This window comes from Halomonas alkaliantarctica (genome assembly GCF_029854215.1).
GTDB lineage: Bacteria > Pseudomonadota > Gammaproteobacteria > Pseudomonadales > Halomonadaceae > Vreelandella > Vreelandella alkaliantarctica_A.
Window position 1 is genome coordinate 1,678,311 of record NZ_CP122961.1, and the last position, 18,569, is coordinate 1,696,879.

Consider the following 18,569-nt stretch of genomic DNA (forward strand, 5'->3'; position numbering starts at 1 on the left):
TGGCAATGTTTAAACGACTTACTGCACACTTGGTCAGCCTGCTATTGGGGGCAGCGCTGACTATGGTTAATCACCCTGCCGCGGCCGAGGTGTTGGTGGTTGTGTCAGCCGAGGCACCCTTTACTCGCCTTACCAGCAGCGATTTAAGGGATATTTATTTAGGACGTCGCACGCTAATAGCCAACGGAGTACAAGTGGTGCCCTTGGATCAGACTGAAGGTACGGCGGCGAGAAGTGAGTTCTATATTCACTACACGGGGCAAACGCCGGCGCAAATCAAGGCACACTGGGCTAGACAGATATTTACCGGGCGAGGTCAGCCGCCCCAAGCGCTGGCTGATAGTCGCGCAGTAGTAGAGCGACTCGCCGGTGATGCAAAAGCACTGGGCTATATAGAGCCTTCTTTTCTTGATGAGCGTCTGAGAGTGGTGACAATTGAGTAGCCTCAATGATCAAACAGGCCCTAGCCGTTTCATCCCATCCAAAAGCTTCATTAATCGATGGTCACATCATCTTGTAGAGCCACTGGTACTATTTAGCCTAGTGGCTTTGATGATGTTGTTGGTTATATGGGGAAGTGCTTACTTTTTAGTCAATAAAGAACGTATGGCCATTGAGCGTCAGGCAGAGCTGTCGGTAGGAGAAATTACCGATACTTATGAAGCGCTGGTGGTAAGAGCCTTAAGAGAAATTGACACCGCACTGAAATTAGTACGTTTTACCGCCAACAGTACCGATCATGCAAGCGTCCTCAGTGTGTTAAATGAGCAGCGGTTATTGCCGCCAGCACTGCTATTTACCATCAGCATTGTTGATGAGCAGGGCATGGTTATCGAGACTACTAATTCGGGTCTGCTTGGGCAGCGCCTAATGCCGCCTTCACAACGAACACTGGGCGACGATTACCTAGCAGTGGGGGAGGTAGATGCTTATCAGGAAAAGCAGCTGACCTTTACCCGGCCATTAATGCCTGAGCAAGAGGGAAGCTCGGGCTGGGTCGTTATCGCTATTGATGCCAATTACTTTGTGAGCAGTTATGAAGTTCGGTCGTTGGGCCAGCAGGGGATGCTGGCACTAGTGGGCTCTGAAGGCATCGTTCGCGTCAGGCGTTCAGGAGATACTATCCATACAGGCGAACTGATGGATATAGAAGCTTGGAAAAGTAGCACACTGGATGCCGTTAGCGATCCCTTTCTGACCCACTGGCAAGGTGTTGAGCGCTACACACTGGTACGCAAACTGTACGATTTTCCCCTCTCGATTGTCGTAGGGCTCTCTGCCCAGGAGCATTTGGATGCGGCTCAACAGCTTGCGCGAAACTATTGGCAGCGGGCAGGATGGACAAGCGGCCTGCTGCTCATCATTCTGGCGATACTCGGCCGTTTGAGCTGGCAACTTCAGCGGGCGCGGCAGCGGGTAATGGAAGAGCGTGTGTTGCATGCCCAGCAGGTTGAGCACTTAGCTTTTCATGACACGCTAACCGATTTGCCCAATCGAGCCTTTTTGAGTCGCCTGATTACTCAGGCCGTGAAGCTTGGCGGTCGCCATGGTGACTCCTTCGCGCTGCTTTTCCTGGACCTTGACCGCTTTAAGTTAATCAATGACACCTTGGGTCATGACGCCGGCGACCATCTTCTGCAAGAAGTGGCTAGACGACTGACCTCTTCGGTGCGTGGAAGTGATATCGTCGCTCGGTTGGGGGGGGATGAATTTGTCATCCTTTTGAGTAAGGTCGGCCGACGAGAGCAGGTTGAACCCATCGCCACAAAAATTCTCTCCTCCGTTAGGGAGCCCTTTATGCTGGCCGGCCAGGAGTGTCATGTCTCGGTAAGTATTGGCGTCTCGCTGTATCCGTTCGACGGGCTTGACGAGCAAACATTATTGAAAAGCGCCGATATGGCGATGTATCAGGCGAAGCAACTGGGTAAAAACAATGCCCAGTTTTATACTGACGAATTAAGTGCGGAAATGGATGTGCGTTTAACCTTGGAGTCTGGTCTGCATCGTGCGCTTGCAGATCATGAGTTTAGATTGTTCTTCCAGTCAAAGCATGACATCGAAGCAGGCAACACACTTGGCATGGAGGCATTGCTTCGTTGGCAGCATCCAACGCTTGGCTTACTGGAACCCACCCAATTCATGACCCTGGCTGAAGAGAGCGGCTTGGCTATGCCTATCGGTCAATGGGTGCTTGAAAATGCCTGTAGGCAAAACATGTTGTGGCAACACGAAGGGTTTCCCGCATTAACAATGGCGGTGAATATTTCTGCACGTCAATTTTACGACAACAGCTTTGTAGAGAGTATCAAGCAAGCATTAACCACTACCCGAATGAATCCCAAGCTACTTGAGTTGGAAATTACAGAGAGCATGCTGCTGCAGAATGTTCAGCGTACGGCAAGTATCTTTGCCGAGATTAAAAAACTGGGGGTTAAGATAGTCGTTGATGATTTTGGTACAGGGTATTCTTCTTTATCTGACTTAAACGCTTTGCCTGTGGATGCGTTAAAAGTAAGTTCGTCTTTAGTTAAGCGTCTTTCGGGCACTCGTCGTGACCAGCAGTTATCGGCATCGGTCATTGAGCTGGGTAAGTCTCTGGGTATGCAGGTGTTCGCGAAAGGGGTCGCTTCTCATGAGAAGACCCGCTTCATAGGCAGACACTCCAGTCTCTCTTTTCATGGCTTTTATAGTAATAGACCGTTGTCAGCAGAGCAGAGCTGCGAAAGGGAAAAGTAGCTTAGGTTGACACTGCTTACCCTTTTACAGCCAATGCCGGGCAAGCAGTGCACAGGTTTTAGCCGACTTCTTTACATATTGGGGTAGTTGGGGCCGCCACCGCCTTCTGGTGCTACCCAGGTGATATTTTGCGCTGGGTCTTTGATGTCGCAAGTTTTGCAGTGTACGCAGTTTTGGAAATTGATCTGAAAGCGTGGCTGCCCCGCGCTATCCTCCACCACTTCGTAAACACCAGCCGGGCAGTAGCGCTGCGCCGGTTCTGCATATTTGGGCAGATTGTCGCGGATGGGTAGCTCAGGATCGTCCAGGCGCAAATGACACGGCTGATCCTCTTCATGGTTGGTATTCGACAAAAACACCGAGGTAGGCTTGTCGAAAGAGAGCTTGCCGTCCGGTTTGGGATAGTTAATCTTTTCAAACTCGGCTGCAGGCTGGAGGGCGCCATAGTCAGTGGTGGTGTCGTGGACGTTAGGCAGCTTGTTACCCAATAACTGGTGAGCAAAATTATACGCTCCGCCGCCCACGGTGCCATATTTATGGATCGCGGGCCCGAAGCTGGCGCTCTCTTTAAGCTCTTGGTAGGCCCAGCTGGCTTCCCATTTCTGGGTAAAACTCGTTAGCTCCTGGGCGCCTTCATCACCACCTTTTATCGCCTCGAATACGCTCTCCGCGGCAACCAAGCCAGATTTCATGGCGGTGTGCAGGCCTTTGATCTTGGAAAAGTTGAGGGTGCCCGCATCGCAGCCAATCAATAGTCCACCGGGGAAGGTCATTTTGGGTAGGCTGTTAAAGCCCCCCTTGGTAATCGCTCGGGCGCCATAAGCCACGCGCTTGCCACCCTCCAGATACTGACTAAGTACCGGATGATGCTTCATACGCTGAAATTCGTCGAAGGGCGAGAGCCATGGATTCTGGTAACCCAGATCCATAATCAAACCCACCACCACCTGCTGGTTTTCCGCATGGTAAAGGAACCAGCCGCCGTGAGCGTTTTTATCTAATGGCCAGCCAGAACCATGCAACACGAGCCCAGGCTCATGCTTGTCGGCAGGCACATCCCAAAGCTCTTTAAGGCCAATACCGTAGTGTTGCGGGTCGCGACCTGCATCGAGTGAGAAGTCTTTGATTAAGCGCTTACCTAAATGCCCCCGCGCGCCTTCGGCAAACAGGGTGTACTTGGCGCGCAGTTCCATGCCCGGCATATGGCCATCTTTGGGGGTGCCATCGGCGGCGACACCCATATCGCCAATCAGAATGCCGCGCACGGCGTCGTCTTCAATGATGACCTCTTGGGCGGCAAAGCCTGGAAAGATTTCTACCCCTAGGCCCTCTGCCTGTTCCGCCAGCCAGCGGCACAGGTTGCCTGCACTGATCACATAGCGGGTAAGTTCGCCGTCGGTGTTATGCATGCTTTTAGGTACTAAGGCGTTAGGTACTTTTTGCGCTTTTTCGGCGTCTTTGAGCAAATAGACATCGTCGCGAATCGCCGGGGTGTTGAGCGGCGCGCCGCGCTCTTTCCAATCAGGGAAAAGTTCCGCCAGTGCGCGAGGTTCAAAGACCGCGCCAGATAAAATATGTGCGCCAACCTCTGAGCCTTTCTCAACGACGCAGACCGTTAGCTCTTGCTCAGCCTCGTTGGCCTGCTGCATCAGTCGGCATGCGGCGGAAAGCCCGGATGGGCCCGCACCGACAATGACGACATCAAAGTCCATTACATCGCGTTCAACAGTTTCCACCCGGTTTCTCCTTTATTCTCTTTAAGTGCCAGTGTTTATAAAGCTAACCTAAGGGTAACCTCGGGGAACTAGCTTATAAAAAGTCGGCCTTAAGTTAAAACGGTCGTTTGCTTCTGATTATGCCCCATGATAGGCATAATACCTGTGTCAGGTCACGCCTACGATGGTGAAAGGGGCATTTATTGGCAGTTTGCTTCGCCAAACATCTTTCAGTGCTACGACTAAGGCCGTAGAGGACTATTCAGTATAAGGTGTTGTCGCTTTGTGGCAGGCTATGGCAAATTGGCAGGGTTTTTCAATTGCGCACCTATCAAACGCTTGATTGAATTTAAAAGCGCCGCCATTTCTATTGGCAGCGCCCGTATTGGGGCAGGCGAATCGTTGTTGGGAAATTGCCAGTAAGTCTCCGATACACATCTTAAAAAAGGGTATCCGCCGGGCGGGTGCCGTCTCAGGGTAACGGCTTTACGACAAGCCAAGCGAGGAACCTATGAAAGTACTCGTCGCGGTGAAACGCGTCATCGACTATAACGTCAAAATCCGCGTTAAAGCGGATCACTCTGACGTTGATCTTACCAACGTCAAAATGGCCATGAACCCCTTCTGCGAAATTGCCGTGGAAGAGGCGGTACGCCTGAAAGAGAAGGGCGTGGCGACAGAAGTCGTCGCCGTCACGGTAGGGCCCAAAACCGCCCAAGAACAGCTGCGTACCGCGCTGGCGCTGGGGGCAGACCGCGCCATCCATATCGAAACCGACGAGCGCGCCGAATCCCTGGCCGTGGCCAAGCTGCTGGCCAAAGTGGTCGAAGAAGAGCAGCCGAGGTTGGTGGTGTTGGGTAAACAGGCCATCGACACCGACAACAACCAGACCGGCCAAATGCTCGCCGCGCTGACCGGCCTGCCCCAAGGCACCTTCGCCTCTGAAGTGGCTGTGGACGGCGACAAGGTGAGCGTGACGCGTGAAATCGACGGCGGCCTGCAAACCATCGCGCTGACGCTACCGGCGATTGTCACTACCGACCTGCGCTTGAATGAGCCGCGCTACGCCAAGCTCCCCGACATCATGAAGGCCAAGAAAAAGCCGCTGGATGTGAAAACCCCCGCCGACTTCGGCGTCGAGGTTGCCTCCAAGGTCAGTCTGCTCAAAGTGGAGTCGCCCGCCGAGCGCAAAGGCGGCGTCAAAGTCGCCTCGGTAGACGAGCTGATCGACAAACTGAAAAACGAAGCCAAAGTTCTTTGAGACAAGTACTTTGCTACAAGCGCTTTGAAAGGAGTTGATGCCATGAGCATTCTGGTACTTGCGGATCTACACGAAGGCCAACTGGCCGCTGCCACCGCCCACGTCGTGGCGGCCGCCCAAGCCATTGGTGGCGATATTGACGTTCTGGTGGCCGGTGAAGGCGTTCAAGCCGCCGCCGAAGCCGCCGCCAAACTCGACGGCGTAAGCAAAGTTCGCGTCGCGGATAACGCCGTTTACGCCCACCAGCTCGCCGAGCCCATGGGCGCACTGCTGGTCGAACTGGCCGATGGCTACACCCACGTGCTGGCCAGTGCCTCCACCACCGGCAAAAACGTGTTGCCGCGTTTAGCCGCGCTAAAAGACGTCAGCCAACTGTCGGACGTTATCGCCGTGGACAGCGCCGATACCTTCAAGCGTCCGATCTACGCCGGAAACGCCATTGCGACGGTGAAAAGCGACGATACGCTGAAGGTGATCACCGTGCGCACCACCGGCTTTGATGCGGTCGGCACCAGCGGCAGCGCAACGGTTGAAACGGTCGATACCGTGGTAGAAAACAGTCAGTCCAGCTTTGTCAAAGAAGAGCTGGCGCAGTCGGATCGCCCCGAGTTGGGCGGTGCCAAGGTGGTGGTCTCCGGGGGCCGTGGTATGGGCAACGGCGAAAACTTCAAGCTACTCGACGGCATTGCCGACAAGTTGGGTGCCGCCATCGGTGCTTCCCGGGCCGCGGTAGACGCAGGCTTTGTACCCAACGATATGCAGGTTGGCCAGACGGGCAAAATCGTTGCGCCGGATCTGTATATTGCCGTGGGTATCTCTGGTGCCATCCAGCACCTGGCCGGTATGAAGGACTCCAAGGTGATCGTTGCGATCAACAAAGACGACGAAGCACCGATTTTTCAGGTGGCGGACTACGGCTTAGTGGGGGATCTGTTCGAGATCCTGCCGGAGCTTGAGAGCAAGCTGTAAGCGCTTGAACTACCAAGTCCTAAAAGCCGACTTCGCCAGAAGTCGGCTTTTTTGTGCCGGGTCTATTAGGTAAACTGCCAATAGTTGACTAAAGTACTGGGGCAAAAGGTAAGAAAAACCACCCCGGTGGTTGAAAAAGCTGCGGGCTGACCGCACATAGGTAATTGAAAGCAACGAAAGCCACTCAAGGAGATGATGATATGGCACATACATTACCCGAATTGCCGTACGCATATGATGCTCTCGAACCAAACATCGATGCGATGACGATGGAAATTCACCACTCTCGTCACCATCAAACCTACATCAATAACCTGAACGCCACGCTTGAAGGCACAGGGCTTGAAGATGTACCGGTTGAAGAGCTGGTCGCCAATCTAGATCGCGTTCCAGAAGCCAAGCGTCAAGCCGTTATCAATAACGGTGGCGGTCACGCCAACCACTCTATGTTTTGGCAAATGATGTCACCTAACGGCGGTGGCAGCCCCCAGGGCGATGTTGCAAAAGCGATCGATTCTGAGCTGGGCGGTCTGGAAGCCTTTAAAGAAGAGTTCAAAAAAGCTGCCGTTGGCCGTTTCGGCAGTGGTTGGGCATGGCTATCCATGACCCCTGAAAAGAAATTGGTGGTAGAAAATACCCTGAACCAAGACAGCCCGTTGATGCACGGCAATACGCCGTTGCTTGGTCTGGATGTTTGGGAGCATGCCTACTACCTGAAGTACCAAAATAAGCGTCCTGACTACATTGCTGCGTTCTTCAACGTTGTAAACTGGGAAGACGTTGAGCGTCGTTACCAAGCTGCGATTAGCTAAAATTGCTATGACCCGCTAGACGCGCCGGTTCCCGGCGCTGTTAAAAACCGCCCACTTTTTAGTGGGCGGTTTTTTTGTTGCCTGGGATAGAGTAGGGCATTAGCTGTCAATATCCTGTGGATGAAAAATACCACATATGCTTGAATTGATTTTCACATGGTCTATATATAGTATGCGTTGTGTCTTCTAGAGGGGGCGAGCACTAGATGTGCTCTACCCGAAAAATGCCGCTATGAAAAGGGGATCATCCATGGAAATTCAAATTTATAGCAAGCCAGCATGCGTACAGTGCACCGCGACTTATCGTGCGCTAGACAAGCAAGGGCTCGATTACACCGTTATTGATATTACTGCTGAATCCGGCGCCCAAGAAGAAGTGGAAGCGCTGGGCTATCGGCAGCTTCCCGTCGTAGTCGTCGGCGAGGATCACTGGTCGGGTTTCCGCCCAGACCGCATTCAAGCGCTGGCGTAAGTCATCCAAATGCTGGCAAGTTGCGCACCTACACCCGAAGTCGGCACGTTGGTGTACTTCTCTACTAAATCAGGTAATACCCATCGTTTTGTAGAAAAGCTTGGTTTTACCGCAAAGCGACTGCCGCTGAATCGAGAAGAGCCTGTTCCACGTGTCACCCAGCCGTATATTTTAGTTACCCCCACTTACGGGGGGGGAAGTGAGCAGGGTGCGGTGCCCAAGCAGGTGATCCATTTTCTTAACGACACACATAATCGAAGCCTCCTGCGGGGGGTCATTGCAGCGGGAAATACCAATTTTGGCGAAGCGTATGGCCTTGCTGGCCGTATTATCGCGAAAAAGTGCAGCGTGCCGCTGCTGTATCGATTCGAACTGTTTGGTACCGACGACGACGTGGCCAACGTCCGCAAAGGAGTAGAAGAGTTTTGGAAACGACAAACCTAGCGCCGAAAGACTCAGTCTCAAACGACTTAGCCGCTAAAAGCGTAGAGCCAAAACGGCCTGCAGCGACCTCCGAAGCGCGCACGCTGGATTATCATGCTCTTAACGCCATGCTCAACCTGTACGGTGCCAATGGCGAGCTACAGCTGGATAAAGATCGCGAAGCGGCCCGCCAGTACTTTTTGCAACACGTTAACCAGAACACGGTGTTTTTCCACTCGTTAGAGGAAAAGCTCGATTACCTGGTCGAAGAGCAGTACTACGAAGCCGAGATGCTGGCCCAGTACAGCTTCGCCTTTATCAAGGCGCTGTTCGAGCAGGCCTATGCGTATAAGTTTCGCTTTCCTAGTTTCTTGGGTGCGTTTAAGTACTACACCAGCTACACGCTGAAGACGTTTGACGGCAAGCGTTATTTAGAGCGCTATGAAGACCGCGTCTGCATGGTCGCGCTGACCCTGGCGCGGGGCGACGAAACGCTGGCGAAGTCACTGGTGGATGAAATCATTAGCGGCCGCTTCCAGCCTGCTACCCCCACCTTTTTGAACTGCGGCAAGCAGCAGCGTGGCGAGCTAGTGTCATGCTTCCTACTGCGTATCGAAGACAATATGGAGTCGATTGGCCGTTCGATTAACTCGGCTCTTCAACTCTCCAAACGCGGCGGCGGCGTGGCGTTTCTGCTCAGTAATATTCGTGAGTCGGGTGCGCCCATCAAGCGTATCGAGAACCAGTCATCGGGCATCATCCCGATTATGAAGCTGCTGGAAGATGCCTTCTCCTACGCCAACCAACTGGGCGCGCGCCAGGGCGCAGGGGCGGTGTATCTGAACGCTCACCACCCGGATATTCTGCGCTTTTTGGATACCAAGCGGGAAAACGCCGACGAGAAAATCCGTATCAAAACGCTCTCTCTGGGCGTGACGATTCCGGATATTACCTTTGAGCTTGCCAAGCGCAACGACGACATGTACCTGTTCTCGCCCTACGATGTAGAGCGTGTTTACGGCGTGCCCTTTGGCGACATCAGCGTTACCGAGAAGTACCAAGAGATGGTTGCGGATGCGCGCATTCGCAAGCATAAGATCAATGCACGGGCCTTCTTCCAGACCCTAGCCGAGCTGCAGTTTGAGTCGGGCTACCCATACATCATGTTCGAAGACACGGTTAATCGCGCCAACCCGATTGCTGGCCGTATCAACATGAGTAACCTTTGCTCTGAAATTCTTCAGGTCAATACGCCTACCGAGTATGACGACGACCTTGGTTATCGCCAAATCGGTCAGGACATCTCCTGTAACCTGGGCTCCATGAACATTGCCAAGGTGATGGACGCAGGTGATATCGGTACCAGTGTGGAAATCGCTATTCGTGGTCTCACCGCTGTGTCTGAAATGAGTAACCTGCGCAGCGTGCCCTCTATTGCCGAAGGTAATGCCAAGTCGCGGGCGATTGGCTTGGGTCAGATGAACCTGCACGGTTATTTGGCGCGTGAGCATATCTACTACGGTTCTGACGAGGGCTTGGATTTTACCAATCTCTACTTCTACTGCGTTGCCTTCCATGCGATCCGTGCCTCGAACCGCTTGGCGATTGAGCACAACGATACGTTTGCGGGCTTTGCCGATTCTGCCTACGCTTCGGGCACCTTCTTCGATAAGTACACCGATCAGGCGTGGCTACCACGCACCGATAAAGTACGTGGGCTGTTTGAGCGCAGCGGTATCGCGCTGCCGACCCAGGACGATTGGCAGGAGCTAAAAGCATCGGTGATGGCCCACGGTTTGTATAACCGTAACCTGCAGGCGGTACCGCCGACGGGGTCGATCTCCTACATCAATAACTCCACCTCCAGCATTCACCCGGTGGCGGCGAGAATCGAGATTCGTAAAGAGGGCAAGTTGGGGCGTGTTTATTACCCGGCGCCTTTCCTGGATGAAGCGAATTTTGACTACTTCCAGGACGCCTACGAAATCGGCCCGGAAAAGATCATCGATACCTACGCGGAAGCCTCGCAGCACGTCGATCAAGGCCTATCGCTGACGCTGTTTTTCCCGGACACCGCAAGCACACGCGATATCAATAAGGCGCAGATTTATGCCTGGCGCAAAGGTATCAAAACGCTTTACTACATTCGCCTGCGCCAGAGCGCGTTAGAAGGTACCGAGGTAGAAGGCTGCGTTTCCTGCACGCTGTAATGGCACTGATTTCTGCCGATTCGCCTTGTGTCTGTTATTGAGCATTCGTTTTTATAACCCAGCTTTTTATAAACAAGCTTTGCTAGCCCGGCTGTCACAGCCGGGCTCTCATAGTCGGGCTTCGAGAGAGTGATATGAATACCATGCAACGTTTATCGCGGGTTGACGCGATTAACTGGAACCGGCTTCAGGATGATAAAGACCTGGAAGTTTGGAGCCGCTTGACCAGTAATTTCTGGCTGCCGGAAAAAGTCCCGCTGTCTAACGATATTCAGTCCTGGAACACTCTAACCGAAAAAGAAAAGCAGCTGACGATCCGCGTATTCACGGGCCTCACACTGCTGGACACCATCCAAAGCAGCGTTGGGGCACCGGTATTAATGGAAGATGCTCGCACTCCCCACGAAGAGGCGGTTTATACCAATATCGCCTTTATGGAATCGGTGCACGCGCGCTCCTACAGCTCGATTTTCTCGACGCTCTGTACCACCTGTGATGTGGACGATGCCTTTCGCTGGAGTGAAGAGAATCCCACGCTGCAGGCAAAATCCCAGCTGATTTTAGAGCGCTACCGCTCGAATGACCCGCTCATGCGCAAAGTCGCCAGCGTATTTCTTGAGTCGTTTCTGTTCTACTCCGGCTTCTACCTGCCGATGTACTGGTCCAGCCATGCCAAGTTGACCAATACCGCTGACCTGATTCGTCTGATCATTCGTGACGAAGCGGTACACGGCTACTACATTGGCTACAAATTCCAGCAGGCAATGGCGGAAGCGACGCCAGCGCGTCAGCAGGAAGTTAAAGATTACGCCTACGAGCTGCTGCTTGAGCTCTACGACAACGAAGTGCGCTACACCGAGTCACTTTATGACGAGGTAGGCCTAAGTGAAGACGTCAAAAAATTCCTTCACTACAACGCCAATAAGGCGCTGATGAACCTTGGCTTCGAGCCCCTGTTCCCCAGCAGCGTCACCGATGTGGATCCCACCATCATGGCCGCACTTTCACCCAACGCCGACGAGAACCACGACTTCTTCTCAGGCTCCGGTTCCTCCTACGTGATCGGCAAAGCCGTCGCTACCGAAGACGACGACTGGGCGTTTTAATGGCCGTAGGAGTGGGTAGTAGATAAGCTGGTGGTATAGATAAAGGCGCATAAAGGAGGAGGTATGCCAGACAACCCCGCTAACGTGTTGAAAATTGCCGCAGCAATAGTGAGCGATCCCGATGGTCGTTTGCTACTGGTGCGTAAGCACAATACGTCCTTCTTTATGCAGCCCGGCGGTAAGGTCGATGCGGGGGAGAGCGCGTTAGAGGCGCTTTGCCGTGAGCTGAAAGAAGAGTTGGGCTTGAGTGTGAACAGCGATCAACTGTCTCCGTTGGGCGTACATGCCGCTCAAGCTGCCAATGAGCCAGGAATGTCGGTGAAAGCCCATCTGTTTAGTATTGTGATTGACGAGCCTGTCGAGGCAGCGGCTGAAATCGCCGAAGCAAGATGGGTGACCCGTGAAGAGGCTTGGCAACTTCCGCTGGCGCCGCTGACGAAAGAGTATGTAGTAGTGAAGCACTGATGTTGAACATTTTGATGAAAGGGCGCCGATGGGCGCCTTTTTTTATGCGTGCTAGGTAAGTGAAATCGGCTGATTCTTAATGATAAATATTGTCATTTATTATATTAGTGGTAGGCTAGGCAGCGTAAAAGTTAAACGCAAATCGTTCTAATACCCAATTAGTTTCTAGTAGGGCGGTGCCCGCCGCCCGCTACTCAGTGACGGAGAGTCGACGTGCTGAACAGGCCTTTCTTTGCCTTGCGTGGATGGTGGCTAGCGGGAGTGCTGGCCAGTGGCACGCTGTTGGCAAGTAAACAAGCAGTGGCTCAAGCGGCCGAAAGTGTCGAAGCCCAGCAAACCCAGGCAGCGCTTCAAGAGCAGATTGATGCTGCCGATGAGCAGACCCGTGAGCAACTTAAAGAGCTGCGCCGACTGGAACGTGAAACCCGGCAGTTGAAGGCTGAAAACGCCTCACTGACCGGGCGCTTGGCGGAAGAGGCCGAGCGTCAGCAGCGGTTGGCGACGGCGCTGGATACGCTGGAAGAAACCCGCGCAGCGCTGCCCGTGATCGAACAGAATATGGCCGAGCAGCTTAGCAGCTGGATTGAGCGTGACCTGCCGTTTTTACGTGAGGAGCGGTTGGCGCGGGTTGAGCGTCAACCCGATGAGCAGGGACAAAACACCATTGAGCGTATTAATGGACTGCTAGAGGCCTGGCGCGTTGAGCTCGACTATGGGCAGGAGATGGATAGCTGGCGAGGGCGTTTAAGTCAGGATGGCCGCGAGCGCGAAGTGGATTTCTTGCGTATCGGGCGTATCGGCTTTTATTACCTAACCCCCGATGGCCGTGAGGGCGGTGTGTGGAGCGCTGAGAACGGCGCATGGCAGCCGCTGGATGACGAGTACCTGCGTGAAGTGCGCAGTGGTCTGCGTATGGCGGAAGATCAGCGCGCCCCGGATCTATTAACCTTGCCGCTCTCGATCAGTGCCAATGACTTGCAGGGAGAGCAACCATGAGTCGGCTAACACTTCGTCAATTGGGCTATGCCTGCGTTGTATTGGGGCTGGTAGCGGTAAGTGGTGTCTCAATGGCGCAAGCCGAAAGCGCGACTTCTCTGCGTGAAGCCCGTGAGGCGGCTGAAGCGCGTGACCAGCAGCGTTTAATGGGCTTTCTGGATGACCAGGAAGCACTGGAAGCTGCCCTGGAGCAGGCGCGCGCCGAGCATGAAAATGCTCAGCAGCAGCATGAAGCACTTCAGGCGCAGCAGGCAGAGCAAACAGATCGAGCCAGCGAGCTGAGTGAACGCCAGGCAGAGCAGGGCGCAGCGCTTTCGGGTCTGTTGGCCAATCTTGCCCGCCACAGCTCTGAGGTTCGCAACACGCTTGGCGAAGAGAGCCTATTAACCCTGGAAGAGAGTTCACTGCCGCCGCGTCTGGATGACGTGGAAGTACTTGAGCGCCATCAGTTGGAAAACGTGGTGGACCGCTTGGCGACGTTAACCGCGCGCACCGGTCGTGCCGAGCGGCTTTCAATGCCAGTCGCCGATGCTAATGGCGAGGTCACTGAACGTGAGTTGATGCGGTTGGGCGATTTTGCGGCCTTTACTGAGGATGAGCTATTAGAGCGCGGTGAAAATGACGGCAACCTCGTAGTTCTCCCGCGCACCCCCGATGCCATTGGCGGGTTGCTGACGGATTACTATCAAGGCGAAAGCAGCGTCTTTGCCATTGACCCTACCCAGGGCAGCGTGCTAGAAGCCTTGGCCCAACAGCCCAGCCTGTGGGAGCGTTTCCAGCAGGGCGGCTATGTTGGCTACGTTGTCGTGGCGCTGGGTATTCTGGGCATGATCATCGGGCTGGGGCAGTACCTCTACCTGGTGGTGGTTAGCCTGCGCGTAAAACGTCAGCGGCAATCCCTCGATCAACTGCAGGACAATAACCCGCTGGGCCGGGTGCTGCTACGCTTTGAAGGCATGGATAAACATCAAACTCCGGAAGCGCTGGAGGCGCGCTTGGATGAAGCGGTATTGGCCGAGCTGCCCAGGTTGGAGCGTAGCCAGCCAATGGTGAAGTTGCTTGCCGCGATTGCGCCATTGCTCGGCCTGCTGGGCACGGTAACCGGCATGATCGTGACTTTCCAAGCGATTACCGTGTTTGGCACCGGCGACCCGCAGCTAATGGCTGGGGGTATTAGTCAGGCGCTAGTGACCACCGTGCTAGGTCTGATTACCGCCGTGCCACTGCTGTTTGTGCAGACCGCTCTGGCAGGCCGCAGCCGTTACCTAACTCATGTGATTGAAGGGCAGGCGAGCGCGACATTGGCGGATCATCTGGAATCTCACACGCCTGTGGTGAATTAATATGTCCACTCTTCCTCTCTGGCTCGAACCCGTTGAGCGCTTAGTGGAGGCGGGAGGCGCTGTACTGGTTGTTTTGGCCGTCGTAGCCGTATTGGTATTTGCCATGGCCATGGAGCGTTGGTGGTACTACCGGATTACCTGGCGTATAGCGCGGCGTCAGTTGCTGCGGCGCTGGGCGGCGCGCAGCGACCACACCAGTTGGAGTGCCCGCACACTGCGTCAAGTGTGGGCGGAGGCGCTAGTCGCCAGGCTACGCAAACCCTTGCCATGGTTAAAACTATTAGTCGCGCTATGTCCGTTACTCGGGTTATTAGGCACGGTGACGGGCATGATTAGCGTATTCGATAGCCTTTCACTGAGCGAGACCCATCAAGCCCGCGCCATGGCAGACGGGGTCGCCAGGGCGACGCTGCCGACCTTGACCGGCATGGCCATTGCCGTGGTGGGGCTGCTATTTATTAGTCGCTTAGAGCACGTCATCCGTCGTGAAGACCAGCGGCTGCATGATCGCTTGGCGCGGGCACTGGAGGAGAGTGATGCGTAGACGTCGTTCCATTGATGCCACTGCTGAGAGTAATGAGGTGAATCTCACCCCCATGCTCGACGTGGTATTTATCATGCTGATTTTCTTTATCGTCACCACCAGCTTTGTCAAAGAGAGCGGTGTCGAGATTGAGCGGCCGGAATCCAGCGCCGCCACCCCGCGCCCGGACGCCCAGGTGCTCGTGGCGATTTCCCCGGAAGGCGCGGTGTGGGTAGATGGCAGTCCCGTGGATGCCCACCGGGTCGGCCAACAGGTCGCCGATATGCTGAGTGACGATGGCTCGGTGGTTATCCAGGCGGACCGTGAATCCACTACGGGCTTGCTGATCGAGGTAATGGATCGCCTGCGTGAAGCGGGCGTTGACCAAGTGGCGGTGGCGGCGAGTCGGAGCGGGTCATGATGCGCCACCTGCTGTCGTTATTGGGAGGCGTGGTGCTAGCGGTGGGCTTGTTCTGGCTGCTGGCGCAGCTGGTTGCACCCCCCGAGCGGGAGCCCGAAGAGCTGACCATGAGCATGGCGATGACGATGGTCGAAGCGCCGGAGGTCGCACCTGAACAAGAGGTGCCTACGCCTCAACCTGTAGAAGCCGCGCCACAGCAGGCGCCGCCTCCTATGCCCGCACCCGAGCCAGCTCCGGTGGCGGAAAGCACGATTAGTTTGCCGGAAGTAGAACTGCCGGATGAGCCCGTTGAGTCTGTCGAAATGGACAGCGAGCTCCCCGAGCTTACCGAAGTTGAGCCGGAACCTGAGCCACAGCCTGAACCTGCTCCAGAACCAGCGCCGAGAGAAGCGCCTGCCGAGCCAGCGCCCGCCGCTACGACGGCTGAGCAGAGTGAACCTGCTGAGCGTGAGGCAGCCCCAGCGGCTGAGCCCGCTCTCTCTAACGAGCCGGTTAGCGTTGGTCAAGCCACGCCGACCAGTCGGGTGAATCCTAGCTACCCTGCGCGCGCGCAACGGCGGGGTATGGAGGGGTTTGTGGAGGTGGCGTTTACGATTCGCCGCAATGGCAGTGTTGAGGCTTCCTCTATTCGCGTCACCAATGCACAGCCGCGTCGTGTTTTTGACGATGCCGCACGGGATGCAATTAGCCAGTGGCAATTTGAACCCAGTGATCGGTTACGCAATGCCACCCAGCGGATCGAGTTTCAGTTGAGGTAGCGGAATGAAGCGTCTTGTATGCCTTTTATTATTAAGCGTTTGGCCTCTCTCATCACAGGCCAGTCCAGCGCTACAAGGTGATGTGATTGCTGACCTCCATGCGCTGCAAAGCCAGTTAAAAGAGAGCCAGTCGCAAGAGGGTACGTTGGCTCAAGTCGTCGAGCGGGCAACTGCCCAGGCAGAGTGGTTGGCATCCGGCAACCAATCGGATCAGTGGGCCAGCGCGCTCTATCAGCAGTTGGCGGCAGGCGCCTTGGCGCGTCAGGATCAGCACGCTGCGGCAGCGGATCGGCTGGCGATTGCCCGTGGTTTAAACGGTGTCGATAGTGCCCAAGCAGCCCGCTGGCTTCGTGAGGAGGCCTCACTGCGCCGTGCTGCCGGTCAGCGTGATCAGGCCATTGAGTTATTCAGTGAGTGGTTGTCCAGTCAACAAGACATTGAGGCTGTTTGGCAGTTAATCCGCCTGTTGGCACAGCAGGAGCGCTGGGAGGAAGCTGCCGATTGGCTTGAGCAGGCACTTAATGAAACACCAGCGCTAACTGAGACGCAGCAGGCTCTGGCGCTTGCCGTGTTTCGCAATGCAGGGCAGGGTGATAAGGCATTGGGTTGGCTGCTGGATGGCTTGAGCGCGCAAAGCGCCGCCGCCGATTGGCGCCAAGCCGCTGGGCTTGCCCAGCAGGCCGGTCAGACTGGGGTAGCCGCTGGCCTGTGGGAGACGGCGTGGCAATTAGGCAAGCTAACCGAGCAGGAAGATTTCTGGCTGTTGATACAGCTCCATGTCGCGGGCGGAACCCCCGCAAGAGCGGCAGAGCATTTAGAACAGGCGCTTGATGAGGGTGATATTGTCCGCGATGAATCCCATCTGCGTTTGCTTGCCAACGCCTGGCGGCAGGCGAAAGACGTTGAGAAGGCCCTAAATGCCTGGCACGCCTTGGCTCTGAATACGCAAGCTGCCGCCGACTGGCGGACCTATGGCCAGCTCGCTTACGCCTGGGGTGAGGATGGGCAAGCGAAACAAGCCTTTGCCCGCGCCTCGTCGCTAGGTGACGAGGAGGCGGAGCAGTGGCTGGCCAGCTTTAACTAGTTAATCTCACGTACAAAAGATGTTCGTCCAGTACTGTGGATCGGCGATAGGGTAAAGCGAGGGTCTTTTTCCAAGGATGGAAAAAGTAGCGCCCATGGATGGGTTCACAGCGCCCTCGCGGCGCCCTAACGCCGTATGCAGGGAGGTCTAGATTTTAAGCGTGAGAGCGAAGTCGCTCCAGGTAGGCGCGTGATCAGAGGGGCGTTCCATGCCGCGCAGGTCGTAGTCGATGCCAGCGGCAGTCACCTGATCGGCTAGCGCCTTGGTGACTAGAATATAGTCGATACGCAGGCCGCGCTTGGGCTCCTGGTTAAACCCTTTTGAGCGGTAGTCGAACCAGCTAAAGCGGTCATCGCTTTGTGGATAGCAGAGGCGATAGCTATCGGTAAGCCCCCAGGCTTTGATGCCTTCGAGCCATTCGCGCTCAATGGGTTGAAAGCTGGTTTTGCCTTCGCGCAGCCAGCGCTTGCGGTTAGCGTCGCCGATACCGATGTCCTGGTCTTCCGGTGAAATATTAAAGTCGCCCATGATCGCCAATCGCTCGCCAGGACGGTGCTGGTCGTTGAGCAATCGCGCTAGCTGGCCATAAAAGCGCTCTTTATGGGGGAATTTGGTCGGGTGAGTAACGTTTTCACCCTGAGGGAAGTAGCCGTTCCATACCGTTACTGTGTCGCCATCTTCCGCCAGCAAGCGGACGCCAATCATGCGGCGCTGGGCATCTTCCTCATCGTCGGGGAAGCCGTAAAAAACTTCAGCGGGCGCCTGGCGGCACATCAAGGCAACGCCGTAGTGGCCTTTTTGGCCGTGATAAAAAACGTGGTAACCCATGGCTTCCACGTCGGCGATGGGGAACTCGCTGTCTTGCACTTTGGTTTCCTGAAGCCCAATCACGTCCGGCTGCTGAGTGTCGATCAACGCCTGTAACTGGTGAAGCCGTGCTCGGATGCCATTAATGTTGAACGAAACCAAGCGCATTACGAGTCGTCCCCCTGAGGCTTGTTAGTGCCGCTATCAGTTTTATCAGGATGAATGGCAATATCCTGACCGTTCTGCTGGCGGGCGAGTTTTCTCACCGCCTGAAGCTTGCGCTGCTGCTGTTTTTTAGCCACAAAGCGGCGCGAAGGGGCGACCTGGTCTGGGTTGTCATGGCGCCACTTTTTATAATCTTTACGCCGGCCGGTACGGATTGTCACCTTATCAGCCAGTGAACGAGTTTTTTTCTTACGCGTCATGTCGCGCTCCTTACGTCGATTTGACGGCTATTCTAACAGGCCT

At 55.1% G+C, this 18,569-nt stretch carries 19 protein-coding genes; 16 read left to right on the forward strand and 3 right to left on the reverse strand.

Annotated features, from left to right (window positions below; all coding sequences use genetic code 11):
- Positions 1-5: 5 nt before the first annotated feature.
- Positions 6-443: a phosphate ABC transporter substrate-binding protein gene (locus QEN58_RS07585; protein ID WP_280106504.1), complete on the forward strand. Its 438-nt coding sequence runs from the start codon at positions 6-8 to the stop codon at positions 441-443.
- A gap of 109 nt (positions 444-552) precedes the next feature.
- The gene (locus QEN58_RS07590) at positions 553-2,736 is read left to right on the forward strand and encodes a putative bifunctional diguanylate cyclase/phosphodiesterase (RefSeq protein ID WP_280106505.1); all 2,184 of its coding nucleotides are present in this window, start codon (positions 553-555) and stop codon (positions 2,734-2,736) included.
- A gap of 71 nt (positions 2,737-2,807) precedes the next feature.
- On the opposite strand, the gene QEN58_RS07595 is transcribed toward QEN58_RS07590, so the two are convergent.
- A complete protein-coding gene (locus QEN58_RS07595; protein WP_280106506.1) occupies positions 2,808-4,472 on the reverse strand; it encodes an electron transfer flavoprotein-ubiquinone oxidoreductase in 1,665 nt (554 codons plus the stop codon).
- A gap of 490 nt (positions 4,473-4,962) precedes the next feature.
- Between QEN58_RS07595 and QEN58_RS07600 the strand changes: the two genes are divergently transcribed.
- The 14 genes from QEN58_RS07600 (at position 4,963) to QEN58_RS07665 (ending at position 17,294) form a co-directional block, all read left to right on the forward strand.
- Positions 4,963-5,712, forward strand: coding sequence for an electron transfer flavoprotein subunit beta/FixA family protein (locus QEN58_RS07600; RefSeq protein ID WP_280106507.1), 750 nt, complete (start codon positions 4,963-4,965; stop codon positions 5,710-5,712).
- A 42-nt stretch (positions 5,713-5,754) separates the two neighbouring features.
- Positions 5,755-6,681, forward strand: a complete 927-nt coding sequence (locus QEN58_RS07605; protein WP_280106508.1) for an electron transfer flavoprotein subunit alpha/FixB family protein — start codon at positions 5,755-5,757, stop codon at positions 6,679-6,681.
- A gap of 200 nt (positions 6,682-6,881) precedes the next feature.
- Entirely contained in the window at positions 6,882-7,493 is a 612-nt protein-coding gene (locus tag QEN58_RS07610) for a superoxide dismutase (RefSeq protein WP_280106509.1), read from the forward strand.
- A gap of 250 nt (positions 7,494-7,743) precedes the next feature.
- Positions 7,744-7,965 carry a glutaredoxin-like protein NrdH gene (nrdH, locus tag QEN58_RS07615; RefSeq protein ID WP_008956787.1) on the forward strand — a complete coding sequence of 74 codons (222 nt, stop codon included), beginning with the start codon at positions 7,744-7,746 and terminating at the stop codon, positions 7,963-7,965.
- Between the two features lie 9 nt (positions 7,966-7,974).
- Positions 7,975-8,409 carry a class Ib ribonucleoside-diphosphate reductase assembly flavoprotein NrdI gene (nrdI, locus tag QEN58_RS07620; protein WP_280106510.1) on the forward strand — a complete coding sequence of 145 codons (435 nt, stop codon included), beginning with the start codon at positions 7,975-7,977 and terminating at the stop codon, positions 8,407-8,409.
- Positions 8,391-10,598 carry a class 1b ribonucleoside-diphosphate reductase subunit alpha gene (nrdE, locus tag QEN58_RS07625; RefSeq protein ID WP_280106511.1) on the forward strand — a complete coding sequence of 736 codons (2,208 nt, stop codon included), beginning with the start codon at positions 8,391-8,393 and terminating at the stop codon, positions 10,596-10,598. The genes nrdI and nrdE overlap by 19 nt, the downstream gene beginning before the upstream one ends.
- Before the next feature lie 134 nt (positions 10,599-10,732).
- Entirely contained in the window at positions 10,733-11,704 is a 972-nt protein-coding gene (nrdF, locus tag QEN58_RS07630) for a class 1b ribonucleoside-diphosphate reductase subunit beta (RefSeq protein ID WP_280106512.1), read from the forward strand.
- Between the two features lie 63 nt (positions 11,705-11,767).
- Entirely contained in the window at positions 11,768-12,169 is a 402-nt protein-coding gene (locus QEN58_RS07635; RefSeq protein ID WP_280106513.1) for an NUDIX hydrolase, read from the forward strand.
- 213 nt (positions 12,170-12,382) lie between these two features.
- On the forward strand, positions 12,383-13,165 hold the full coding sequence (locus tag QEN58_RS07640; RefSeq protein ID WP_280106514.1) for a DUF3450 domain-containing protein: 783 nt from the start codon (positions 12,383-12,385) through the stop codon (positions 13,163-13,165).
- Positions 13,162-14,508: a MotA/TolQ/ExbB proton channel family protein gene (locus QEN58_RS07645; RefSeq protein ID WP_280106515.1), complete on the forward strand. Its 1,347-nt coding sequence runs from the start codon at positions 13,162-13,164 to the stop codon at positions 14,506-14,508. The genes QEN58_RS07640 and QEN58_RS07645 overlap by 4 nt, the downstream gene beginning before the upstream one ends.
- Position 14,509: 1 nt before the next feature.
- Entirely contained in the window at positions 14,510-15,052 is a 543-nt protein-coding gene (locus QEN58_RS07650; RefSeq protein ID WP_035578586.1) for a MotA/TolQ/ExbB proton channel family protein, read from the forward strand.
- Positions 15,045-15,452, forward strand: a complete 408-nt coding sequence (locus QEN58_RS07655; RefSeq protein WP_022523852.1) for an ExbD/TolR family protein — start codon at positions 15,045-15,047, stop codon at positions 15,450-15,452. The genes QEN58_RS07650 and QEN58_RS07655 overlap by 8 nt, the downstream gene beginning before the upstream one ends.
- Positions 15,449-16,210, forward strand: a complete 762-nt coding sequence (locus tag QEN58_RS07660; protein ID WP_280106516.1) for an energy transducer TonB — start codon at positions 15,449-15,451, stop codon at positions 16,208-16,210. The genes QEN58_RS07655 and QEN58_RS07660 overlap by 4 nt, the downstream gene beginning before the upstream one ends.
- A gap of 4 nt (positions 16,211-16,214) precedes the next feature.
- Positions 16,215-17,294: a tetratricopeptide repeat protein gene (locus QEN58_RS07665; RefSeq protein ID WP_280106517.1), complete on the forward strand. Its 1,080-nt coding sequence runs from the start codon at positions 16,215-16,217 to the stop codon at positions 17,292-17,294.
- A 147-nt stretch (positions 17,295-17,441) separates the two neighbouring features.
- Here the strand turns inward: QEN58_RS07665 and xthA are convergent, their stop codons facing one another.
- Both xthA and QEN58_RS07675 read right to left on the reverse strand, forming a co-directional pair.
- Complete coding sequence (xthA, locus tag QEN58_RS07670; RefSeq protein ID WP_280106518.1) at positions 17,442-18,269, reverse strand: exodeoxyribonuclease III; 828 nt, start codon at positions 18,267-18,269, stop codon at positions 17,442-17,444.
- The gene (locus QEN58_RS07675) at positions 18,269-18,526 is read right to left on the reverse strand and encodes a hypothetical protein (RefSeq protein WP_071692902.1); all 258 of its coding nucleotides are present in this window, start codon (positions 18,524-18,526) and stop codon (positions 18,269-18,271) included. The genes xthA and QEN58_RS07675 overlap by 1 nt, the downstream gene beginning before the upstream one ends.
- Between the last annotated feature and the right edge of the window lie 43 nt (positions 18,527-18,569).

Coding starts and splice junctions, on each gene's coding strand:
- QEN58_RS07585 (WP_280106504.1), top strand. CDS start 6: ATGTTTAAACGACTTACTGCACACTTGGTCAGCCTGCTATTGGGGGCA.
- QEN58_RS07590 (WP_280106505.1), top strand. CDS start 553: ATGATGTTGTTGGTTATATGGGGAAGTGCTTACTTTTTAGTCAATAAA.
- QEN58_RS07600 (WP_280106507.1), top strand. CDS start 4,963: ATGAAAGTACTCGTCGCGGTGAAACGCGTCATCGACTATAACGTCAAA.
- QEN58_RS07605 (WP_280106508.1), top strand. CDS start 5,755: ATGAGCATTCTGGTACTTGCGGATCTACACGAAGGCCAACTGGCCGCT.
- QEN58_RS07610 (WP_280106509.1), top strand. CDS start 6,882: ATGGCACATACATTACCCGAATTGCCGTACGCATATGATGCTCTCGAA.
- nrdH (WP_008956787.1), top strand. CDS start 7,744: ATGGAAATTCAAATTTATAGCAAGCCAGCATGCGTACAGTGCACCGCG.
- nrdI (WP_280106510.1), top strand. CDS start 7,975: ATGCTGGCAAGTTGCGCACCTACACCCGAAGTCGGCACGTTGGTGTAC.
- nrdF (WP_280106512.1), top strand. CDS start 10,733: ATGAATACCATGCAACGTTTATCGCGGGTTGACGCGATTAACTGGAAC.
- QEN58_RS07635 (WP_280106513.1), top strand. CDS start 11,768: ATGCCAGACAACCCCGCTAACGTGTTGAAAATTGCCGCAGCAATAGTG.
- QEN58_RS07645 (WP_280106515.1), top strand. CDS start 13,162: ATGAGTCGGCTAACACTTCGTCAATTGGGCTATGCCTGCGTTGTATTG.
- QEN58_RS07650 (WP_035578586.1), top strand. CDS start 14,510: ATGTCCACTCTTCCTCTCTGGCTCGAACCCGTTGAGCGCTTAGTGGAG.
- QEN58_RS07655 (WP_022523852.1), top strand. CDS start 15,045: ATGCGTAGACGTCGTTCCATTGATGCCACTGCTGAGAGTAATGAGGTG.
- QEN58_RS07660 (WP_280106516.1), top strand. CDS start 15,449: ATGATGCGCCACCTGCTGTCGTTATTGGGAGGCGTGGTGCTAGCGGTG.
- QEN58_RS07665 (WP_280106517.1), top strand. CDS start 16,215: ATGAAGCGTCTTGTATGCCTTTTATTATTAAGCGTTTGGCCTCTCTCA.
- xthA (WP_280106518.1), bottom strand. CDS start 18,269: ATGCGCTTGGTTTCGTTCAACATTAATGGCATCCGAGCACGGCTTCAC.
- QEN58_RS07675 (WP_071692902.1), bottom strand. CDS start 18,526: ATGACGCGTAAGAAAAAAACTCGTTCACTGGCTGATAAGGTGACAATC.